Here is a 15,489-nt window from a genome sequence, read left to right as displayed (position 1 = left end):
GCGGAGGCGAGCGCGCATGGGACGTTATGTGATCCGGCGGTTGCTCCAGATGATCCCGGTGTTCATCGGCAGCACCTTCCTGATCTTCCTCATGGTCTACGCACTGGGCGATCCGGTCGCCGCGATGTTCGGCGACCGGGCGCCGGACCCCGCCACCGCGGCGCAGATCCGCCACGACCTCTACCTCGACCAGCCGCTGTGGAAGCAGTACCCGCACTACATGGGCCAGATCTTCCAGGGCGACTTCGGCACCGCCTTCAACGGGCAGCCGGTCACCGAGCTGATGCGCACGGCCTTCCCCGTCACCCTCCGGCTCACCATCGTCGCCATCGTCCTGGAGACGGTGGTGGGCGTCGCGCTGGGCGTGTTCAGCGGGCTGCGGCGCGGCCGGAGCATCGACACCACCGTGCTGGTCCTCACCCTCGTCGTGGTCTCCGTACCGACCTTCGTCAGCGGCTACCTGCTCCAGTTCGTCTTCGGCGTGAAGTGGGAATGGGCCGCGCCGACCGTCGCCATCGAGGCGCCCCTGGGCCAACTGCTGCTCCCGGGGCTGGTGTTGGCGCTGGTCTCGCTCGCCTACGTCACCCGGCTGACCCGGACCTCGATCGCCGAGAACGCCCGCGCCGACTACGTCCGCACCGCCGTCGCCAAGGGGCTGCCCCGGCACCGGGTCATCACCCGCCACCTGCTGCGCAACTCCCTGATCCCGGTGGTCACCTTCATCGGCACCGACATCGGCGCGCTGATGGGCGGCGCCATCGTCACCGAGCGGATCTTCAACATCCACGGCGTCGGATACCAGCTCTACCAGGGCATCCTCCGCCAGAACTCGCCGACCGTGGTGGGCTTCGTGACGATCCTGGTGCTGGTGTTCCTGATCGCCAACCTGCTGGTCGACCTGCTGTACGCCGTCCTCGACCCGAGGATCCGCTATGCCTGAGCCGCACGTCCCCCAGGAAGCCATCGGCCACGGCGACGGCGGCACCGCCGCGCTCGCCATCGGCGAGGCCGAGTCCCTGGCCCGCGCCCCCGGCGCCGGGCCCCCACCCCCCGGTGGCGAACCCACCGGCAAACCCCGCAGCCTGTGGAGCGACGCCTGGCACGACCTGCGCCGCAACCCGGTCTTCGTGGTCTCGGCGCTGGTCATCGTCTTCCTGGTGGTCATCGCCATCTGGCCGCAGCTGATCGCCACCGGCAACCCGTACCGCGCCGACCTCTCCAAGGCCCAGCAGGGCGCCGCGCCCGGCCACCCCTTCGGCTACGACACCCAGGGCCGCGACGTCTACACCCGGGTCGTCTACGGCGCCCGCGCCTCCATCACCGTCGGCACCTGCGCCACCGCCGGCGTCGCCCTCCTGGGCAGCCTGCTCGGCGGCCTGGCCGGCTTCTTCGGCGGCTGGTCGGACACCCTGCTCTCCCGGCTCGCCGACGTCTTCTTCGGCATCCCGGTGCTGCTCGGCGGGCTGGTCTTCCTGTCCGTCGTCACCAGCACCACCGTCTGGCCGGTGGTCGGCTTCATCGTGCTGCTGGGCTGGCCGCAGATCGCCCGGATCGCCCGCGGCTCGGTCGTCACCGCCAAGCAGAACGACTACGTGCAGGCCGCGAGGGCGCTGGGCGCGGGCAACGGGCGGATGCTGCTGCGGCACATCGCGCCCAACGCCGTCGCCCCGGTCATCGTCGTCGCGACCATCGCCCTGGGCACCTACATCGCCCTGGAGGCCACCCTGTCCTACCTCGGCGCGGGCCTCAAACCGCCCACCGTCTCCTGGGGCATCGACATCTCCGCCGCCTCCACCCACATCCGCAACGCGCCCCACATGCTGCTCTGGCCCGCGGGCGCACTGAGCATCACGGTGCTCGCGTTCATCATGCTCGGCGACGCGGTGCGCGACGCCCTCGACCCCAAACTGCGCTGAGGAGGCGTCAGATGACCAACGGCGGCGCACCCGCGACCGAGCCGCTGCTCGACGTCCAGGACCTCCAAGTGGAGTTCCGCACCCGCGACGGGGTGGCCAAGGCCGTCAACGGCGTCAGCTACACCGTGGCGGCCGGCCGGACGCTGGCGGTGCTCGGCGAGTCCGGCTCCGGCAAGTCCGTCACCGCCCAGGCCGTGATGGGCATCCTCGACTCGCCGCCGGGCTTCGTCACCGGCGGCCGGATCCTCTTCCAGGGGCGCGACCTGCTCACCCTGGGCAAGGAGGAGCGCCGCAGGGTCCGCGGCGCGAAGATGGCGATGATCTTCCAGGACGCGCTCTCCGCCCTGAATCCGGTGCTCAGCGTCGGCGCCCAACTCGGCGAGATGTTCCGGGTGCACACCGGGGCGTCCCGCAAGGACGCCCGGGACAGGGCGGTCGCCCTGATGGAGCGGGTCGGCATCCCGGCGGCCCGGGCGCGGGTCGGGGACTACCCGCACCAGTTCTCCGGCGGCATGCGCCAACGCATCATGATCGCCATGGCGCTCGCCCTGGAACCCGACCTGATCATCGCGGACGAGCCGACCACCGCCCTGGACGTCACCGTCCAGGCCCAGGTCATGGACCTGCTCGCGGAGTTGCGGCGCGAGTACCGGATGGGCCTGATCCTGATCACCCACGACCTCGGCGTGGTCGCCGACGTCGCCGACACCATCGCGGTGATGTACGCGGGCCGGGTCGTCGAGACCGCCCCCGTCGACCAGCTCTACAAGGCGCCCGCGCACCCGTACACCCGCGGGCTGCTGGAGTCCGTGCCCCGGCTGGGGCACAAGGGGCAGCAACTGCACGCGATCAAGGGCCTGCCGCCCAGCCTCACCGCCATCCCGCCCGGCTGCGCGTTCCACCCCCGCTGCCCGCTGGCCCGCGACGTCTGCCGCACCGACCGGCCGCCGCTGAACGACGTCGGACCGGGCCGGGCCAGCGCCTGCCACTTCTGGAAGGAGACCCTCGATGGCGCCCGGTGAACCGCTCCTCGAAGTCCGCGACCTGGTCAAGCACTTCCCGCTGACCCGGGGCGTGCTGATCAAGAAGCAGGTGGGCGCGGTCAAGGCGGTCGACGGGGTCTCCTTCGCGCTCCGGCAGGGCGAAACCCTCGGCATCGTGGGGGAGTCCGGCTGCGGCAAGTCGACGGTGGCCCGGATGCTGGTCGGACTGGAGCGGCCGACGGCCGGGCACATCCGCTACCGCGGCGAGGACATCACCCGACTGTCCGGGCGCGCCATGAAGGCCGTCCGCCGCAACATCCAGATGGTCTTCCAGGACCCCTACACCTCGCTCAACCCCCGGATGACGGTCGGCGACATCATCGGCGAGCCCTACGAGATCCACCCCGAGGTGGCACCCAAGGGCGACCGCCGGCGCCGGGTCCAGGAACTCCTCGACGTCGTCGGGCTCAACCCCGAGTTCGTCAACCGCTATCCGCACCAGTTCTCCGGCGGCCAGCGCCAGCGCATCGGGATCGCCCGCGGCCTGGCCCTGCGCCCCGAGATCATCGTCGCGGACGAGCCGGTCTCCGCCCTCGACGTCTCCGTCCAGGCCCAGGTCGTGAACCTCCTGGCCCGGCTCCAGGACGACTTCGGACTCTCCTACGTCTTCATCGCGCACGACCTGTCCGTCGTCCGCCACCTCTCCGACCGGGTCGCGGTGATGTACCTCGGCAAGATCGTCGAGACCGGCACCGACGAGCAGATCTACGACCACCCCACCCACCCGTACACCCAGGCGCTGCTCTCCGCCGTCCCCGTGCCCGACCCCGACGCCCGGGCGCACCGCGAACGCATCCTGCTGAGCGGCGACGTCCCCTCCCCGGCCGATCCGCCGTCCGGCTGCCGCTTCCGCACCCGCTGCTGGAAGGCGCAGGAGCTGTGCGCCCGGGTCGAGCCCCCGCTGGCGGTCCCGGCGGCGTTCCACGACGCCGCGGGCCCGGCCCGGCACGCCTCGGCCTGCCACTTCGCGGAGGAGCGGCACGTGGTGCCGAGCGAGTAGGGCGCCGGAACGGCTCAGGGACGGGCTCGTGCCGACTCCAGGACGCGAGACTGCGGTCGTGGTCGGAGAGCTGTTATGCATGTCGTCAGGGTGAACTGGGGCATTATTTCCGATTTTGGATGTTCCTTCCCATAAGGGTAATGGGCGTGTTGTGCGTGGATTCCCGGAAGGGCGAAAAGTCGTCGTTAAGTTCATTGATGTAAGAGATTGAGTTGGTGTTTAATGATCGAGTCGGCCGCTACGGGAAAGCGATTGGCGTGACACTGTCTATGAGGGTGACCACCTCAAGGGGGCGGGTTACGGGTCGTCCATAGGGGTATTTGTGGACGGGCTGCCTGCAGGTGTCAAACAGGCAAGTAAGGCGAGGGGGAAGCGTGAAGCGTAAAGCAGGAATGATGGTTGCCGGGCTGGCTGCGACGGGGTTGGCGATCCTCGGTACAACGCCGGCATCTGCTGCGCCTGTCCGGGGGTTCAATATCAAGAATATCGAGACTGGGAAATGTCTCGTGTTCAACGGAGTTGGGCACCCCGTGACCGCTGCGGCTTGTAACATCAACGTTCCGCAGCAGCGGTGGGCAAATTACAACAACGGGGTAATTTCTGCGGCCGGTAGCGCGTCGATGGGCCCCTACCTGCTGGCTAAAAAGGGAGGCGGCGGAGACGTCTACGTTAACGTCTCGGGCTTTCCTGGATGGTCTGATGCGTGGTCGGTGAGTTCCTTCCACGACAGGGAGAAGGCCATGTACGGAAACATCACTGCCGGGTGCTACCTGAAGATGTCGGGGGGCGGCGTGGTCTGCACTCCAGGCCGCAACAGCCAGAGTTGGTGGATGGCCGTCTACGGCTAGTCGGCATCCGTTCGCGATGCGATGAACCGGGGCCCATCTTCGTGTGCGGTTTCTAGGGATCGTTGCGACGCGTCGTCGTGTTGATCAGGCCGCGAGTAGTTTATGCAGGCGCTCGGCTGGGGTTTTCCAGCCGAGCGTTTTGCGTGGGCTGCGGTTGAGTTGGTCTGCGACGGCGACGAGGTGCTCGGGGGGGTCGACGGACGGGTCGGTGCTCTGGTCCCAGGTCAGTGATCGCTTCAGCTGGGCAGGCAGGGTCTGGCCGGTCGTGGTCAGGGCTCCCGGTACGGCTTCGGCGCCATGGTCGTCCGGCAGGTGCAGGAGCATTGCGTAGCGGGTGGCACGTTCGACCAGGGTTCCGATTGCGGACCCGCCGTCCTTGCCGATGATCAGGTCGCCCTCCCAGTGGCCGGGCGGGGCTCGGTCCTCTGCCTCGGCGTGCCGTTCGCTGATCACCACCAACGGCGTGGTGAAGCGGGGCTGACGGCAGTTGGCCTGCTGCTGGGGTCTACTCCGGGCCCGGCTACTGCGCAGGGCGTCGGCAGTTCTTGCCGCAGTTGGCCCCGGCCCTGGACATAGCGCGCCCGATAGACGGTCTCGTGGACCCACGTGCATCTCCGGCCGGTCGGGGAGCTGTCCGTAGAGCGTGGCAGATCCGCTCCGGGCTCCACTTCTCGTCCAGCATTGTCTGGACGGCATCCCGCAGTTCGGGGTGGGGCAGGACCGTGCGGGGCTTGGGCCGGGGCGGACGGGGATCCCGCTCGGGCCTGGGCCGGGAGCGGGCGGTAGGCCCCGCTTCCGGGGTGGCGGTTGCGCCGGATCTCACGGCTGACCGAGGACGGGCTGGGGCCCAGCTCCGCGGCGATCGCCCGCGCAGTGGCCTTCGCCTGCAGCTGGTCGGCGATGTGGATCCGCTCGTCCTCGCACAGGTACCGGGACGGCCCGGAAGCCGGTACCACCACCACATGGATCGGTGGTACCGGCTTCCGGTTCCGTTCCCCAAAGCGGACGTTGCGCCACTTGTCGCCCGTCCGGCGATCGACGCCGCCGATCCGGCACGCTCCCATCGCTGTAACCCTGCTGCAGGAGCCGGGAGTATGTCTCCCGCTCCCGTGACAGCTTCTTACGCCCCTGCGGAGCCCGGTCCGCTCGGATCTCGAAGTCCAATCGCACCCCTTGAGCCGAGGTGTTGCGACGACCACTACAACCCAAGGTGGAAGGTGGTGGCCCCGGCGCCTTGTGGCCGCGCTCTTGCGACGTCCCGCTTGCGACGTGCTTGATCCTGTATGTGCCCGTCCGCGTCGTCCGTCTTCGTCGACGGGTTGTCACATTGACGAGGAGTGCCCCGTAGGGCAGCCCGCTGAACTGCGGTACGCGTGCGGTTCAGCGGGCCCGATCCACATCAGCTCTCCGTCTGCCCTGCTCCGCTGTCCTTGTCGCCTACCGTCCCCTCGATCGCGGCCAGCGCCGGGTCCAGGACGATGTCCTCGCCGCGGGCCGCGGTCGTCGGCTCCTCCGGGAAGTGACAGGCGGTCAGGTGTCCGGCCGCATTGCCGCCGATCTGGACCAGCGGCGGCTCCTCGGTCGCGCATTTCTCCTGCGCCTTCCAGCACCGGGTGCGGAAGCGGCAGCCGGACGGTGGGTTGACGGGGGAGGGGACGTCACCGGCGAGCCGGATCCGCTGGCGCTCCTCATCGCCCTCCTCCGCCAGTTTCGGCTCGGGCACGGCCGACAGCAGGGCGTGGGTGTACGGGTGGCGCGGCCGGTTGTAGATCTCGTCGCGGGTGCCCACCTCGACGATCTTGCCGAGGTACATCACCGCGACCCGCTCGCTGAAGTGCCTCACGACGGCCAAGTCGTGGGCGATGAACACGAACGCGATGCCCAGCTCACGCTGGAGGTCCTGGAGCAGGTTGACCACCTGCGCCTGGATGGAGACGTCGAGTGCGGAGACCGGCTCGTCGGCGACGATCAGCTTGGGTTCCAAGGCGAGGGCGCGGGCCACCCCGATGCGCTGTCGCTGGCCGCCGGAGAACTCGTGCGGGAAGCGGTTGTAGTGCTCGGGATTGAGGCCGACGGTTTCGAGCAGCTCGCGGATACGCTTCTCGCGGCCGCCCGTTGGGTTGATGCCGTTGATCTCCATCGGGCCGCCGATGATGGTGCCGACCGTCTGCCGCGGGTTCAGCGAGGCGTACGGGTCCTGGAAGATCATCTGGATCTCGGACCGGATCGGCGCCAGCTCCTTGCGACCGGCGTGGGTGATGTCCCGCCCCGCGTAGGTGATCTTGCCGCCGGTGGGCTCCATCAGCCGGGTCAGCAGCCGGCCCGTGGTCGACTTGCCGCAACCGGACTCGCCGACCAGACCGAAGCTCTCGCCGGCGTGGACGGTCAGGTCCACGCCGTCGACCGCCTGGACGGCCCCGACCTTCCGCTTGAACGGGAAGCCGCCGTAGATCGGGAAGTGCTTGGTCAGTCCCTCGGCGGTGAGCAGGGGCTCGCCCTGGTCGGGCGCGGCGGCTCGGGGCGCGGGCAGGGTGTCGTTCTTGGCCATGATGGTAGCTCCCTAGCCCAGCCGGGGCTTGATCTGCTCGGTGAAGAAGGTCTGCTTCTGCTCGGCGCTCAGGTGACAGGCGGCGGCCCGACCCGGTTCCAGCGGCGGGCGCTCGCCGGTGCAACGGTCGCCGTCGACCTCGGCGGTGAACGCGCAGCGGGGGTTGAAGGCGCAGCCCGACGGTGGGTTGAGCAGGCTCGGCGGGGATCCCGGGATCGGGTGCAGTTCCTCGTTGACGTCCGAGGAGAGCCGCGGCATGGAGCTGAGCAGGCCCCAGGTGTAGGGGTGGCGGGGCTCCCTGAGGATCTCCTTGACTGCGCCTCGCTCGACCGCCCGACCGGCGTACATCACCAGCACGTCGTCGGCGGTGTCGGCGACCACGCCGAGGTCGTGGGTGATCAGGATGATCGCGGAGCCGAACTCCTGCTGGAGGTCCTTGAGGAGGTCCAGGATCTGCGCCTGGACGGTGACGTCCAGGGCGGTGGTCGGCTCGTCGGCGATCAGCAGCTGCGGGTTGCAGACCAGCGCCATGGCGATCATCGCGCGCTGCCGCATGCCGCCCGAGAACTGGTGCGGGTAGTCGTCCACCCGCAGGTTGGGCTGGGGGATGCCGACCTTGGTCAGCATCTCGATGGCCCGCTGCCGGCCCTCGCGCTTGTTGGCGCCGGTGTGCTTCATGAACGGCTCGGCGATCTGCCGTCCGACGGTGTAGTACGGCGACAGGGCGGTCAGCGCGTCCTGGAAGATCATCGCCATCTTGTTGCCCCGGAGCTTCTCCAGGGTCTTCTCCTTGGCGCCGGTCAGCTCCTGGCCGTCCAGGTGGATCTCACCGGTGATCTCCGTGGCCTTGGGGTTGTGCAGCCCCAGCACGGCGAGGTTGGTGACGGACTTGCCGGAGCCCGACTCGCCGACGATGCCCAGGGTCTTGCCGCGCTCCAGGTCGAAGGAGAGGCCGTCGACCGCCTTGACGATGCCGTCCTCGGTGGAGAAGCGGACATGCAGGTCGCGAACGGAGAGGAAGGAATCGCCACCGGGTCCGTTCGGGACCGGCTTTTCCGCGGTCTTGGTGGGTGTGGTCACGTCAGGCTCTCCTAGGACAGGCGCACGCGCGGGTCGATGAACGCGTACGCCGCATCCACGATGATGTTGAACACCAGGATCAGGGCGGCGCTGAAGATCATCACGCCCATCACCATGGGCAGGTCCAGGGTGATGACGGAGTCGACCGCCAGCCGGCCGAGTCCTGCCAGCTGGAAGGTGAACTCCGTGATCATCGCGCCGCCGAACAGTGACCCCAGGTCCACGCCGAGGATGGTGACGATCGGGATCAGCGAACCGCGCCAGGCGTACCGCAGGAAGACGTAACGTGCTGGCATGCCCTTGGCCTTGGCGGTTCGGACGTGCTCCTCCTGAAGCTGCTCGATCATCGTCGAGCGCGCCATACGGGTGTACTGCGCGGTGAAGATCGTCGCCATCACCAGCCACGGGATCAGCAGACCCATGAACCATCCGACCGGATCGCTGGTGAGGTTCACGTACTGCGGAGCGGCCATGATGCCGCTGTAGACGAAGATGCCCAGCACGACGGGGCCGAGGATGTAGATCTGCACCGAGCTGAGGATCATCGACACCCCGGTGACCGCCTTGTCCAGCAGCGTGCCGCGCTTCCAGGCCGCGAGCAGGCCGGCGCCCAGGCCGATCACCAGGAAGGCCACGGCACCGCCGACAGCCAGCGACGCGGTGAGCGGCAGCCGGTCCATCATCGTGGACCAGACGTCCTGCTTGGTGGCGAAGGAGTAGCCGAAGCAAGGAGCGCTGCAGTGGCCGAGCGTGAAGTCGCGGCCGGCGAAGATGCCGACGAGGAAGTGCCAGTACTGGACCGGTACGGGCTGATCCAGCCCCAGGTTCTTGTGGATCAACGCAACGTTGTCGGCCGTGCAGTTCTTGCCGCAGGCCATCAGCGCGGGATCGCCCACGGAGAAGAAGACGAAGAACGTGAAGGCGCTTAGCAGAACGAGGATGACGACCGCGCCGATCGCCCGGCGAAGGAGGAAGGGAAACATGACAGTTCGCTGCTCTCAGGACGGCGGCTGCAGTGGGGTGAGGGGTGGCGGGAAGAAGGCCCCGGAGTGCGCGCCCCGCCTTGCGCACGCACTCCGGAATGCCTTCGGCTGTGTACTGCTTACTTCTTGATGAACAGCGTGTTCACGTCGAGGTAGTTGGTGTCCGTGTTGTAGCGGATGCCGCCGATCTTCGAACCGTACAGCTGGAGCGACTTGACGAAGAAGACCGGAGCGGCCGGATTGACCTTCTCCACGATGTAGTGGTGGAGCTTCTGCCACTCCGCGGTCTGCTTCTGCACGTCCGAGATCTGCCGGATACGGTCGATCTCCTGGCTGATCTTCGGGTCACGGACGTGCGAGTAGTTGGAGGCGCCGTCCGCGATGATGCGGCCGTCGTACGACGGCGGGATCACCGTGGAGGCGTCCGGCCAGTCCTGGCCCCACCCGGTCAGGTAGACGTCGAAGCCGTTGTCGACCTTGCCCATCTGCTGGTACCAGGAGGAGGAGTCGACCTCCTTCTTCTGCACGTCGAAGCCGGCCTTGGTCAGGCCGTCGGCGATGGCGACCGACTCCTTCTGCCGGATCTCGGTGTTGGCGTAGGCGTAGACGAGCTTCATGCCCACCTTGCCGGCTTCCTTCAGGAGCTGCTTGGCCTTCTCCGGGTCACCGTTGGGCTTCTTCAGCTTGCCGTAGGGGTCGTAGCCCTTCTCGTAGCCTGCGACGGTCGGGGAGAGCAGACCGCCGGCGACCTCGCCGCCGTAGCTGCCGCCCTCGATCCGGACGACCTGCTGGCTCGGCATCGCGTAGGTGATCGCGTCACGGATCCGCTTGTCCTTGATGCGGTCCATGTTCATGTTCAGCTGCCAGACGTAGGGCTGGTAGCCCTGCACCAGGCGCTTGCTGGCGCTGGCGTCGCTCAGCACCTGCTTGGTCAGCGTCGGCTCCACGGCGTTGGTGAAACTGATGGCGGTCTTGTCGGCGCCCTTGTCAGCCATCAACCGCTTGGTGGAGTCGGAGAACTGGTGGTTGAAGGAGATGTTGTAGCCGTCGACGTACTGGTGACGCGCCGGGTCGCTCTTGGCGTCCCAGTTGGGGTTCTTCACCAGTGCCATGGACTTACCGGACTTGAACGACGCGATCTTGTACGGACCGCTGCTGACCGGCGCGATGTCGTAGCTGTCCTTGGTGTCCTTGGGGCTGTCCGGGACGACGCTGTAACCCGCCATCGCCAAGGCGTAGGGCAGCTGTGTCTGCGGCGCCTTGAAGTGGAAGACGATGGTCTTGTCGTCCGGCGTGTCCAGGACGGACTTGGGCAGGTGGTCGCCCTTGTACGGACCGTCCGGCAGAGCCTTGCGGTAGGTGGTGCCGTCGCCCGAGAGCCACTGCTGGATGTAGGTCGGACCCTCGGTTATGAACGGCGCGTACATCCGCTCGATGGAGTGCCGGATGTCCTTCGAGGTGATCGGCTTGCCGTCCTCGAACTTGATCCCGTCCTTGAGCGTGTACGTCCAGGTCTTGCCGCCGTCGGACATCTTGCCCGCGTCGGTGGCGAGGTCACCGACGAGCGTCTTGTTGCCCTTGTCGTCCTGGGTGTACGTGGTCAGGCCACGGAAGATCAACTTGGCCAGGTCGCCCACGTCGCTGACGTACATCTGGCCCGGGTCCAGGTGGTTGTAGCTGTCCCGCTGGTAGACGGTGATGGTGCCACCGCTCTGCGCGCCTGCAACCGCGGCCGCGGGGCCGTTGGACTGCGCCGCGGTGCCGAGCGGCACCACCTTGGACTGGGTGGCCGCGTCCTTGTCGGTCGTGGAGCTGTCCTTGCCCGCGCGACTGCCGCTGCTGCAACCGGTGAGCGCGAGCGAACCGGCCGCCAGGGCCACGATCACCGCGCGGGTTCTACGCGTGGAGAGTGTCTTCATGAGGATCCAAGCACCTGCCTGTCAGTCGTTGTCCCGATGTGCTGTCTGACGCATCCGGTGCGTCACCGGCGCGGGGGTGACAGCTGCCCCCGTCAAGAGGGCGATCAGCGCCCGGACTTGGGGTCGAAGGCGTCCCGCACCGAGTCCCCGAGCAGGTTGAAGCAGAGCACGAAGATCACCATCGCGGCGCCAGGGAAGAGGAGGAAGGTCGGGTCGTTCTCGTAGATCTGGCCGGCCGTCTTGAACAGCCGGCCCCAGTCGGGGGTCGGGTCCACGATGCCGACGCCCATGAAGGACAGGCCGGCCTCAGCCGTCACGAACAGCGGAAGCATGTAGGTGCTTTGCACGAGGATCGGGGTCACCACGTTGGGCAGCAGCTCCTTGGTGATGATCCGCCAGGGGGAGGCGCCGGTGATCCTCGCGGCCTCGACGAAGTCCCGCTCCCGCAGGGACATCACCTGTCCGCGCAGCAGACGGGCCAGGCCCATCCAGCCCAGCGCCCATTGCACGAGGATCAGTGCGATCACGCGGATGTAGGTAGGGGTCTCGTCGCCCGGCGCCACGAAGACCGCGATCACCGCGGGCATGAACGCCACGAACGTCAGCTGGCTGGGGAAGGCGAGGAGGAAGTCGATCAGACGGCCGACCCAGTAGTCGGTCTTGCCGCCCAGGTAGCCCGCCGTGATGCCGATGATGGTGCCGGTGATGACCACCAGGATGGTGACCACGAGTGAGATGCCCAGCGAGGTACGCATTCCGTACAGCAGGTTGGTGAACAGATCGCGGCCGAGGCCCGGCTCGATGCCGAACCAGAAGTCGCCGGAAATACCGCCGTTGGGCGCTGCGGGGTAGCTGAACTCGTCCAGCAGGCTGGGGTCGTCGCTCCCATACAGCGTGTACGGATTCTTGCCGTAGATCGCGGCGATCACCGGGGCCAGGGCCGCGATGACGAAGAAGGCGAGCACGACGATCCCGCAGATCATGCCGGTGCGGTCGCGCTTGAAGCGCGCCCACATCAACTGCCCGGGGGAACGGCCGACGAGCTCACCGCCCTTGCCCTTCTTCTCCTTCTTCAGACCCTTGGACGCAAGCCCCGGGGTATCGGACTTGTCTGTCGCGGTCTGGGATGGACTAGTCATCGCGAAGTGCCCCCGCGCCGAGTTCTCTTGGAACGTGAAGCGGCACCTGTCGCACCGCTGGATGAGCGCGACTTTCGCAAGTGATTTATGGCCGAGTCAAGGGTGTGAGGTGTGCTTCTGCACAGGTCGTCCGCTTCTTGAGCGAAGATTGCGCAGATCGTCGCCAAGGCGTGCTTGACACCGGGTTGTCATGTGCGGCATGAGGGACAAAAGTGCACCAAATGCTTTAACAAGACGGCAACTTGCCCGTCGCATCACCGATATACGGACGCGCCATGCTGAACACCGTACGGCCGTGCGGGTGCCGTAGGTCGGCCGGGGATGCCAGTGGCGCCCCGGCCGACCGCCGTTTTGTGGGTGTTTGGCGTTCCACTTCCCCGGTGTCTGTTGTCCGGGGGTCGAGATTGGTGTAGACCTGCGGCAGTACGTTTACGAATGCGGGGGTGCTGTGCGCGTCGTCGGGCCGCGACGTGCACGGGAGCGGTCCGGGTCTGCTGCCCCCGTGTCCACAGTGCGGTCACGCCATCTCATCCGAGGCGCGTGCGGCACCGCTGACGTGGTCGAGCGTGACGCGCGGCGATGGACGGCACGCAGGGTGCGGGCACGCCCGACGCCGTCCACGGAGGACCCGCCGTAGCCGGTGGGCGCACCCGTGGACCCGTGGACACCGCCCGCGGGAGGCGTCGCCCGACCGCCCGGGCACGCGCCGGGGCGGCTCAAGCGGGTCCGCTGGATGGGACGTTGACCGTCCCGCCGGACGTCCGCTTCCTGCCCGCCGCGGCCCGCCCGGTGCGCGCCGGACGCCCCCGCCGGCCGGTGGGCCGGCGGACGGCGCCCGGTGGATCTCAGCGAAGGCCCAGCGACCGCTTGAGGAAGTCCACCTGGAGCAGGAGCAGGTTCTCCGCCACCTGCTCCTGCGACGCCATGTGCGTCACCCCCGAGAGCGGCAGCACCTCGTGCGGCCGGCCCGCGGCCAGCAACGCCGAGGACAGCCGCAGGGAGTGCGCCACCACCACGTTGTCGTCGGCCAGTCCGTGCACGATCAGCATCGGGCGGTGCGGTTCCACCGCCTGGGACAGCCCCTCGTCCGTCACCAGGGAGTTGCTGGCGTAGACCGCCGGCTCCTCGTCGGGGTGGCCGAGGTACCGCTCCTGGTAATGGGTGTCGTACAGCCGCAGGTCGGTCACCGGCGCGCCCACCACCGCGGCGTGGAAGACGTCCGGCCGGCGCAGCGCGGCCATCCCCGCCAGGTAGCCGCCGAACGACCACCCGCGGATCGCGACCCGTCCCAGGTCCAGGGGGAAGGAGTCGGCCAGCGCCTCCAGGGCGTGCACCTGGTCCTCCAACGCCACCGGCCCGAGCTGCCGGGAGACCGCCTTCTCCCACGCGGGGGAGCGGCCCGGAGTGCCCCGGCCGTCCGCCACCACCACCGCGAAGCCCTGATCGGCGAACCACTGGGACGTCAGGTACGCGTTCTGCGCGGCGACGACGCGTTGGCCGTGCGGACCGCCGTAGGGATCGAGCAGCACCGGCAGCGGACCGTCGCCCTGCGCGTAACCGGTCGGCAGCAGCACCGCGCACGGGATCCGGCGCTCGCCGGCGAGCACCAGCCGTGGTCGAGCGGTGAGACCCGGCGTCTCGGCGTGCGAACCGATGACCGCCAGCACCTTCTCGCCGCCGTCCGGATCCAGCCGCACCACTTCCGACCGGGCGCCCGGCCGCTCCAGCGACGCCTGGGTCAGGACCGTCAACGCCCCGCCGCGCACCGCCGAGGAGACGGTCGGGTGCGGCTGCTCGCCGACCCGCTCCCAGCCGCCCTGGTCGCCGCTGCCGCGGAACCACGCCCGGTACACCCCGATGTCGTGCACGTCCGCACCGCTGGCCGAGAACAGCACGTCGTCCTCGCCGATGTCCAACACGGCCCGGACGTGCAGCGGCTGCCCGGTCAGCGGCCGGTCGCCGACGAACAGCCTGCGGGCGCCGCCCTCGTCGGCGATCCGCACCAGGCGCCCGTCCGGCGTCCACGCCGGCGCGCCCGGGTACGGCTCGACCCACACCTCGTCCTGGTCCTCGTGCACCAGGGTGGTCGCGCCGGTCTGCGGATCGACCTTCAGATAGCGCTGGGCGCGCTGGTCCCGGGTCTGGACCAGCAGGAGCGGCGGGCCGGCCGCCGACCAGTGGACGCGGGCCAGATAGGGGTAGCGCACGGTGTCCCAGCGGACGTCCGTCCGGGAGCCGTCCAGACCGAAGAACGCCAGGGTGACGTCGGCGTTGGCGCTGCCGGCCACCGGGTACGGCACCTGCGCGGGCGCCCGGTCGGGGTGCGCCGGGTCGGCGATCCACCAGCGGGTCACCGGCGCGTCGTCGACCCGCGCGGCCAGCACCCGGTCGCTCTCCGGCGACCACCAGAAGCCCCGGTGGCGCCCCATCTCCTCGGCCGCGATGAACTCGGCCAGCCCCCAGGTGACGTCGGGTCCGTCCGGCTCCGCCAGCGCCCGGTCCGCGCCCGCGGTGCCGTCGCCGTCCGCCGCGACGACCCGCAGCGCGCCGTCGGCCACGTAGGCCACGTGCCGGCCGTCGGGGGCGGGACGGGGATCCACCACCGGCCCCGCCACGGGGAGTTCGCGGGTGGTGCCGGCGCGCAGCTCCGAGACGAACAGCCGGCCCGACAGGGCGAAGGCGGCCAACTCCACGGCGGCGTCCACCGCGTAGCCGACGATGCCCGCGGACCCCTCCCGGCTGCGCTCGCGGCGCGCCCGCTCCTGCGGCGAGAGCTGCTCGTCCGCCCCGGCCAACAGCGCCTGCGGGTCGGCGGCGGCGAACTCCCTGCCGCCGTCGAGGTCCAGGACCCAGAGCTGGTGGCTGCGGTCGGTGCCGGTACGGGATCGGAGGAAGACGACGCGGTTGCCGTCGGGGGCGAGGGCGAAGTCGCGCGGGGTGCCGAGCGTGAAGCGCTGGGTGCGCGCGTAGTGCCGCGGGAAGGGCAGCTGTCCGGTCATGCCGCCGAGCCTAC

At 68.9% G+C, this 15,489-nt stretch carries 11 protein-coding genes and 1 pseudogene; 5 read left to right on the top strand and 7 right to left on the bottom strand.

Annotation, left to right across the window (positions count from 1 at the left end):
* Positions 1-16 precede the first annotated feature (16 nt).
* From ACJ6WD_RS03735 to ACJ6WD_RS03715, 5 genes are all read left to right on the top strand, one after another.
* The gene (locus tag ACJ6WD_RS03735; RefSeq protein WP_233656911.1) at positions 17-940 is read left to right on the top strand and encodes an ABC transporter permease; all 924 of its coding nucleotides are present in this window, start codon (positions 17-19) and stop codon (positions 938-940) included.
* Positions 933-1,916, top strand: a complete 984-nt coding sequence (locus ACJ6WD_RS03730; RefSeq protein WP_016572744.1) for an ABC transporter permease — start codon at positions 933-935, stop codon at positions 1,914-1,916. The genes ACJ6WD_RS03735 and ACJ6WD_RS03730 overlap by 8 nt, the downstream gene beginning before the upstream one ends.
* A gap of 11 nt (positions 1,917-1,927) precedes the next feature.
* Entirely contained in the window at positions 1,928-2,938 is a 1,011-nt protein-coding gene (locus tag ACJ6WD_RS03725; RefSeq protein WP_233656910.1) for an ABC transporter ATP-binding protein, read from the top strand.
* Entirely contained in the window at positions 2,925-3,959 is a 1,035-nt protein-coding gene (locus ACJ6WD_RS03720) for an ABC transporter ATP-binding protein (RefSeq protein ID WP_016572742.1), read from the top strand. The genes ACJ6WD_RS03725 and ACJ6WD_RS03720 overlap by 14 nt, the downstream gene beginning before the upstream one ends.
* Positions 3,960-4,333: 374 nt before the next feature.
* On the top strand, positions 4,334-4,807 hold the full coding sequence (locus tag ACJ6WD_RS03715) for a hypothetical protein (RefSeq protein ID WP_376442456.1): 474 nt from the start codon (positions 4,334-4,336) through the stop codon (positions 4,805-4,807).
* 84 nt (positions 4,808-4,891) lie between these two features.
* Here ACJ6WD_RS03715 and ACJ6WD_RS03710 read toward each other — a convergent pair.
* The 7 genes and pseudogenes from ACJ6WD_RS03710 to ACJ6WD_RS03680 form a co-directional block, all read right to left on the bottom strand.
* A pseudogene (locus ACJ6WD_RS03710) lies at positions 4,892-5,971 on the bottom strand (IS30 family transposase).
* Positions 5,972-6,206: 235 nt separating this feature from the next.
* A complete protein-coding gene (locus ACJ6WD_RS03705; protein ID WP_407615132.1) occupies positions 6,207-7,355 on the bottom strand; it encodes an ABC transporter ATP-binding protein in 1,149 nt (382 codons plus the stop codon).
* A gap of 12 nt (positions 7,356-7,367) precedes the next feature.
* Positions 7,368-8,435, bottom strand: coding sequence for an ABC transporter ATP-binding protein (locus tag ACJ6WD_RS03700; RefSeq protein ID WP_376442450.1), 1,068 nt, complete (start codon positions 8,433-8,435; stop codon positions 7,368-7,370).
* An 11-nt stretch (positions 8,436-8,446) separates the two neighbouring features.
* Positions 8,447-9,418: an ABC transporter permease gene (locus ACJ6WD_RS03695; RefSeq protein WP_055582933.1), complete on the bottom strand. Its 972-nt coding sequence runs from the start codon at positions 9,416-9,418 to the stop codon at positions 8,447-8,449.
* Positions 9,419-9,537: 119 nt separating this feature from the next.
* A complete protein-coding gene (locus ACJ6WD_RS03690) occupies positions 9,538-11,337 on the bottom strand; it encodes an ABC transporter substrate-binding protein (RefSeq protein ID WP_376442447.1) in 1,800 nt (599 codons plus the stop codon).
* A 104-nt stretch (positions 11,338-11,441) separates the two neighbouring features.
* On the bottom strand, positions 11,442-12,476 hold the full coding sequence (locus ACJ6WD_RS03685; RefSeq protein WP_055582935.1) for an ABC transporter permease: 1,035 nt from the start codon (positions 12,474-12,476) through the stop codon (positions 11,442-11,444).
* An 845-nt stretch (positions 12,477-13,321) separates the two neighbouring features.
* Complete coding sequence (locus ACJ6WD_RS03680; RefSeq protein ID WP_331248545.1) at positions 13,322-15,475, bottom strand: prolyl oligopeptidase family serine peptidase; 2,154 nt, start codon at positions 15,473-15,475, stop codon at positions 13,322-13,324.
* Positions 15,476-15,489 lie beyond the last annotated feature (14 nt).

Source organism: Streptomyces sp. VTCC 41912, from assembly GCF_045799175.1.
GTDB lineage: Bacteria > Actinomycetota > Actinomycetes > Streptomycetales > Streptomycetaceae > Streptomyces > Streptomyces albulus_C.
This window is presented reverse-complemented; position numbering and strand designations above follow the sequence as displayed.

What these genes read in the sequence shown, in the direction of transcription:
- ACJ6WD_RS03725 (WP_233656910.1), top strand. Translation starts at nt 1,928, where the DNA reads ATGACCAACGGCGGCGCACCCGCGACCGAGCCGCTGCTCGACGTCCAG.
- ACJ6WD_RS03685 (WP_055582935.1), bottom strand. Translation starts at nt 12,476, where the DNA reads ATGACTAGTCCATCCCAGACCGCGACAGACAAGTCCGATACCCCGGGG.
- ACJ6WD_RS03705 (WP_407615132.1), bottom strand. Translation starts at nt 7,355, where the DNA reads ATGGCCAAGAACGACACCCTGCCCGCGCCCCGAGCCGCCGCGCCCGAC.
- ACJ6WD_RS03730 (WP_016572744.1), top strand. Translation starts at nt 933, where the DNA reads ATGCCTGAGCCGCACGTCCCCCAGGAAGCCATCGGCCACGGCGACGGC.
- ACJ6WD_RS03680 (WP_331248545.1), bottom strand. Translation starts at nt 15,475, where the DNA reads ATGACCGGACAGCTGCCCTTCCCGCGGCACTACGCGCGCACCCAGCGC.
- ACJ6WD_RS03695 (WP_055582933.1), bottom strand. Translation starts at nt 9,418, where the DNA reads ATGTTTCCCTTCCTCCTTCGCCGGGCGATCGGCGCGGTCGTCATCCTC.
- ACJ6WD_RS03690 (WP_376442447.1), bottom strand. Translation starts at nt 11,337, where the DNA reads ATGAAGACACTCTCCACGCGTAGAACCCGCGCGGTGATCGTGGCCCTG.
- ACJ6WD_RS03735 (WP_233656911.1), top strand. Translation starts at nt 17, where the DNA reads ATGGGACGTTATGTGATCCGGCGGTTGCTCCAGATGATCCCGGTGTTC.
- ACJ6WD_RS03720 (WP_016572742.1), top strand. Translation starts at nt 2,925, where the DNA reads ATGGCGCCCGGTGAACCGCTCCTCGAAGTCCGCGACCTGGTCAAGCAC.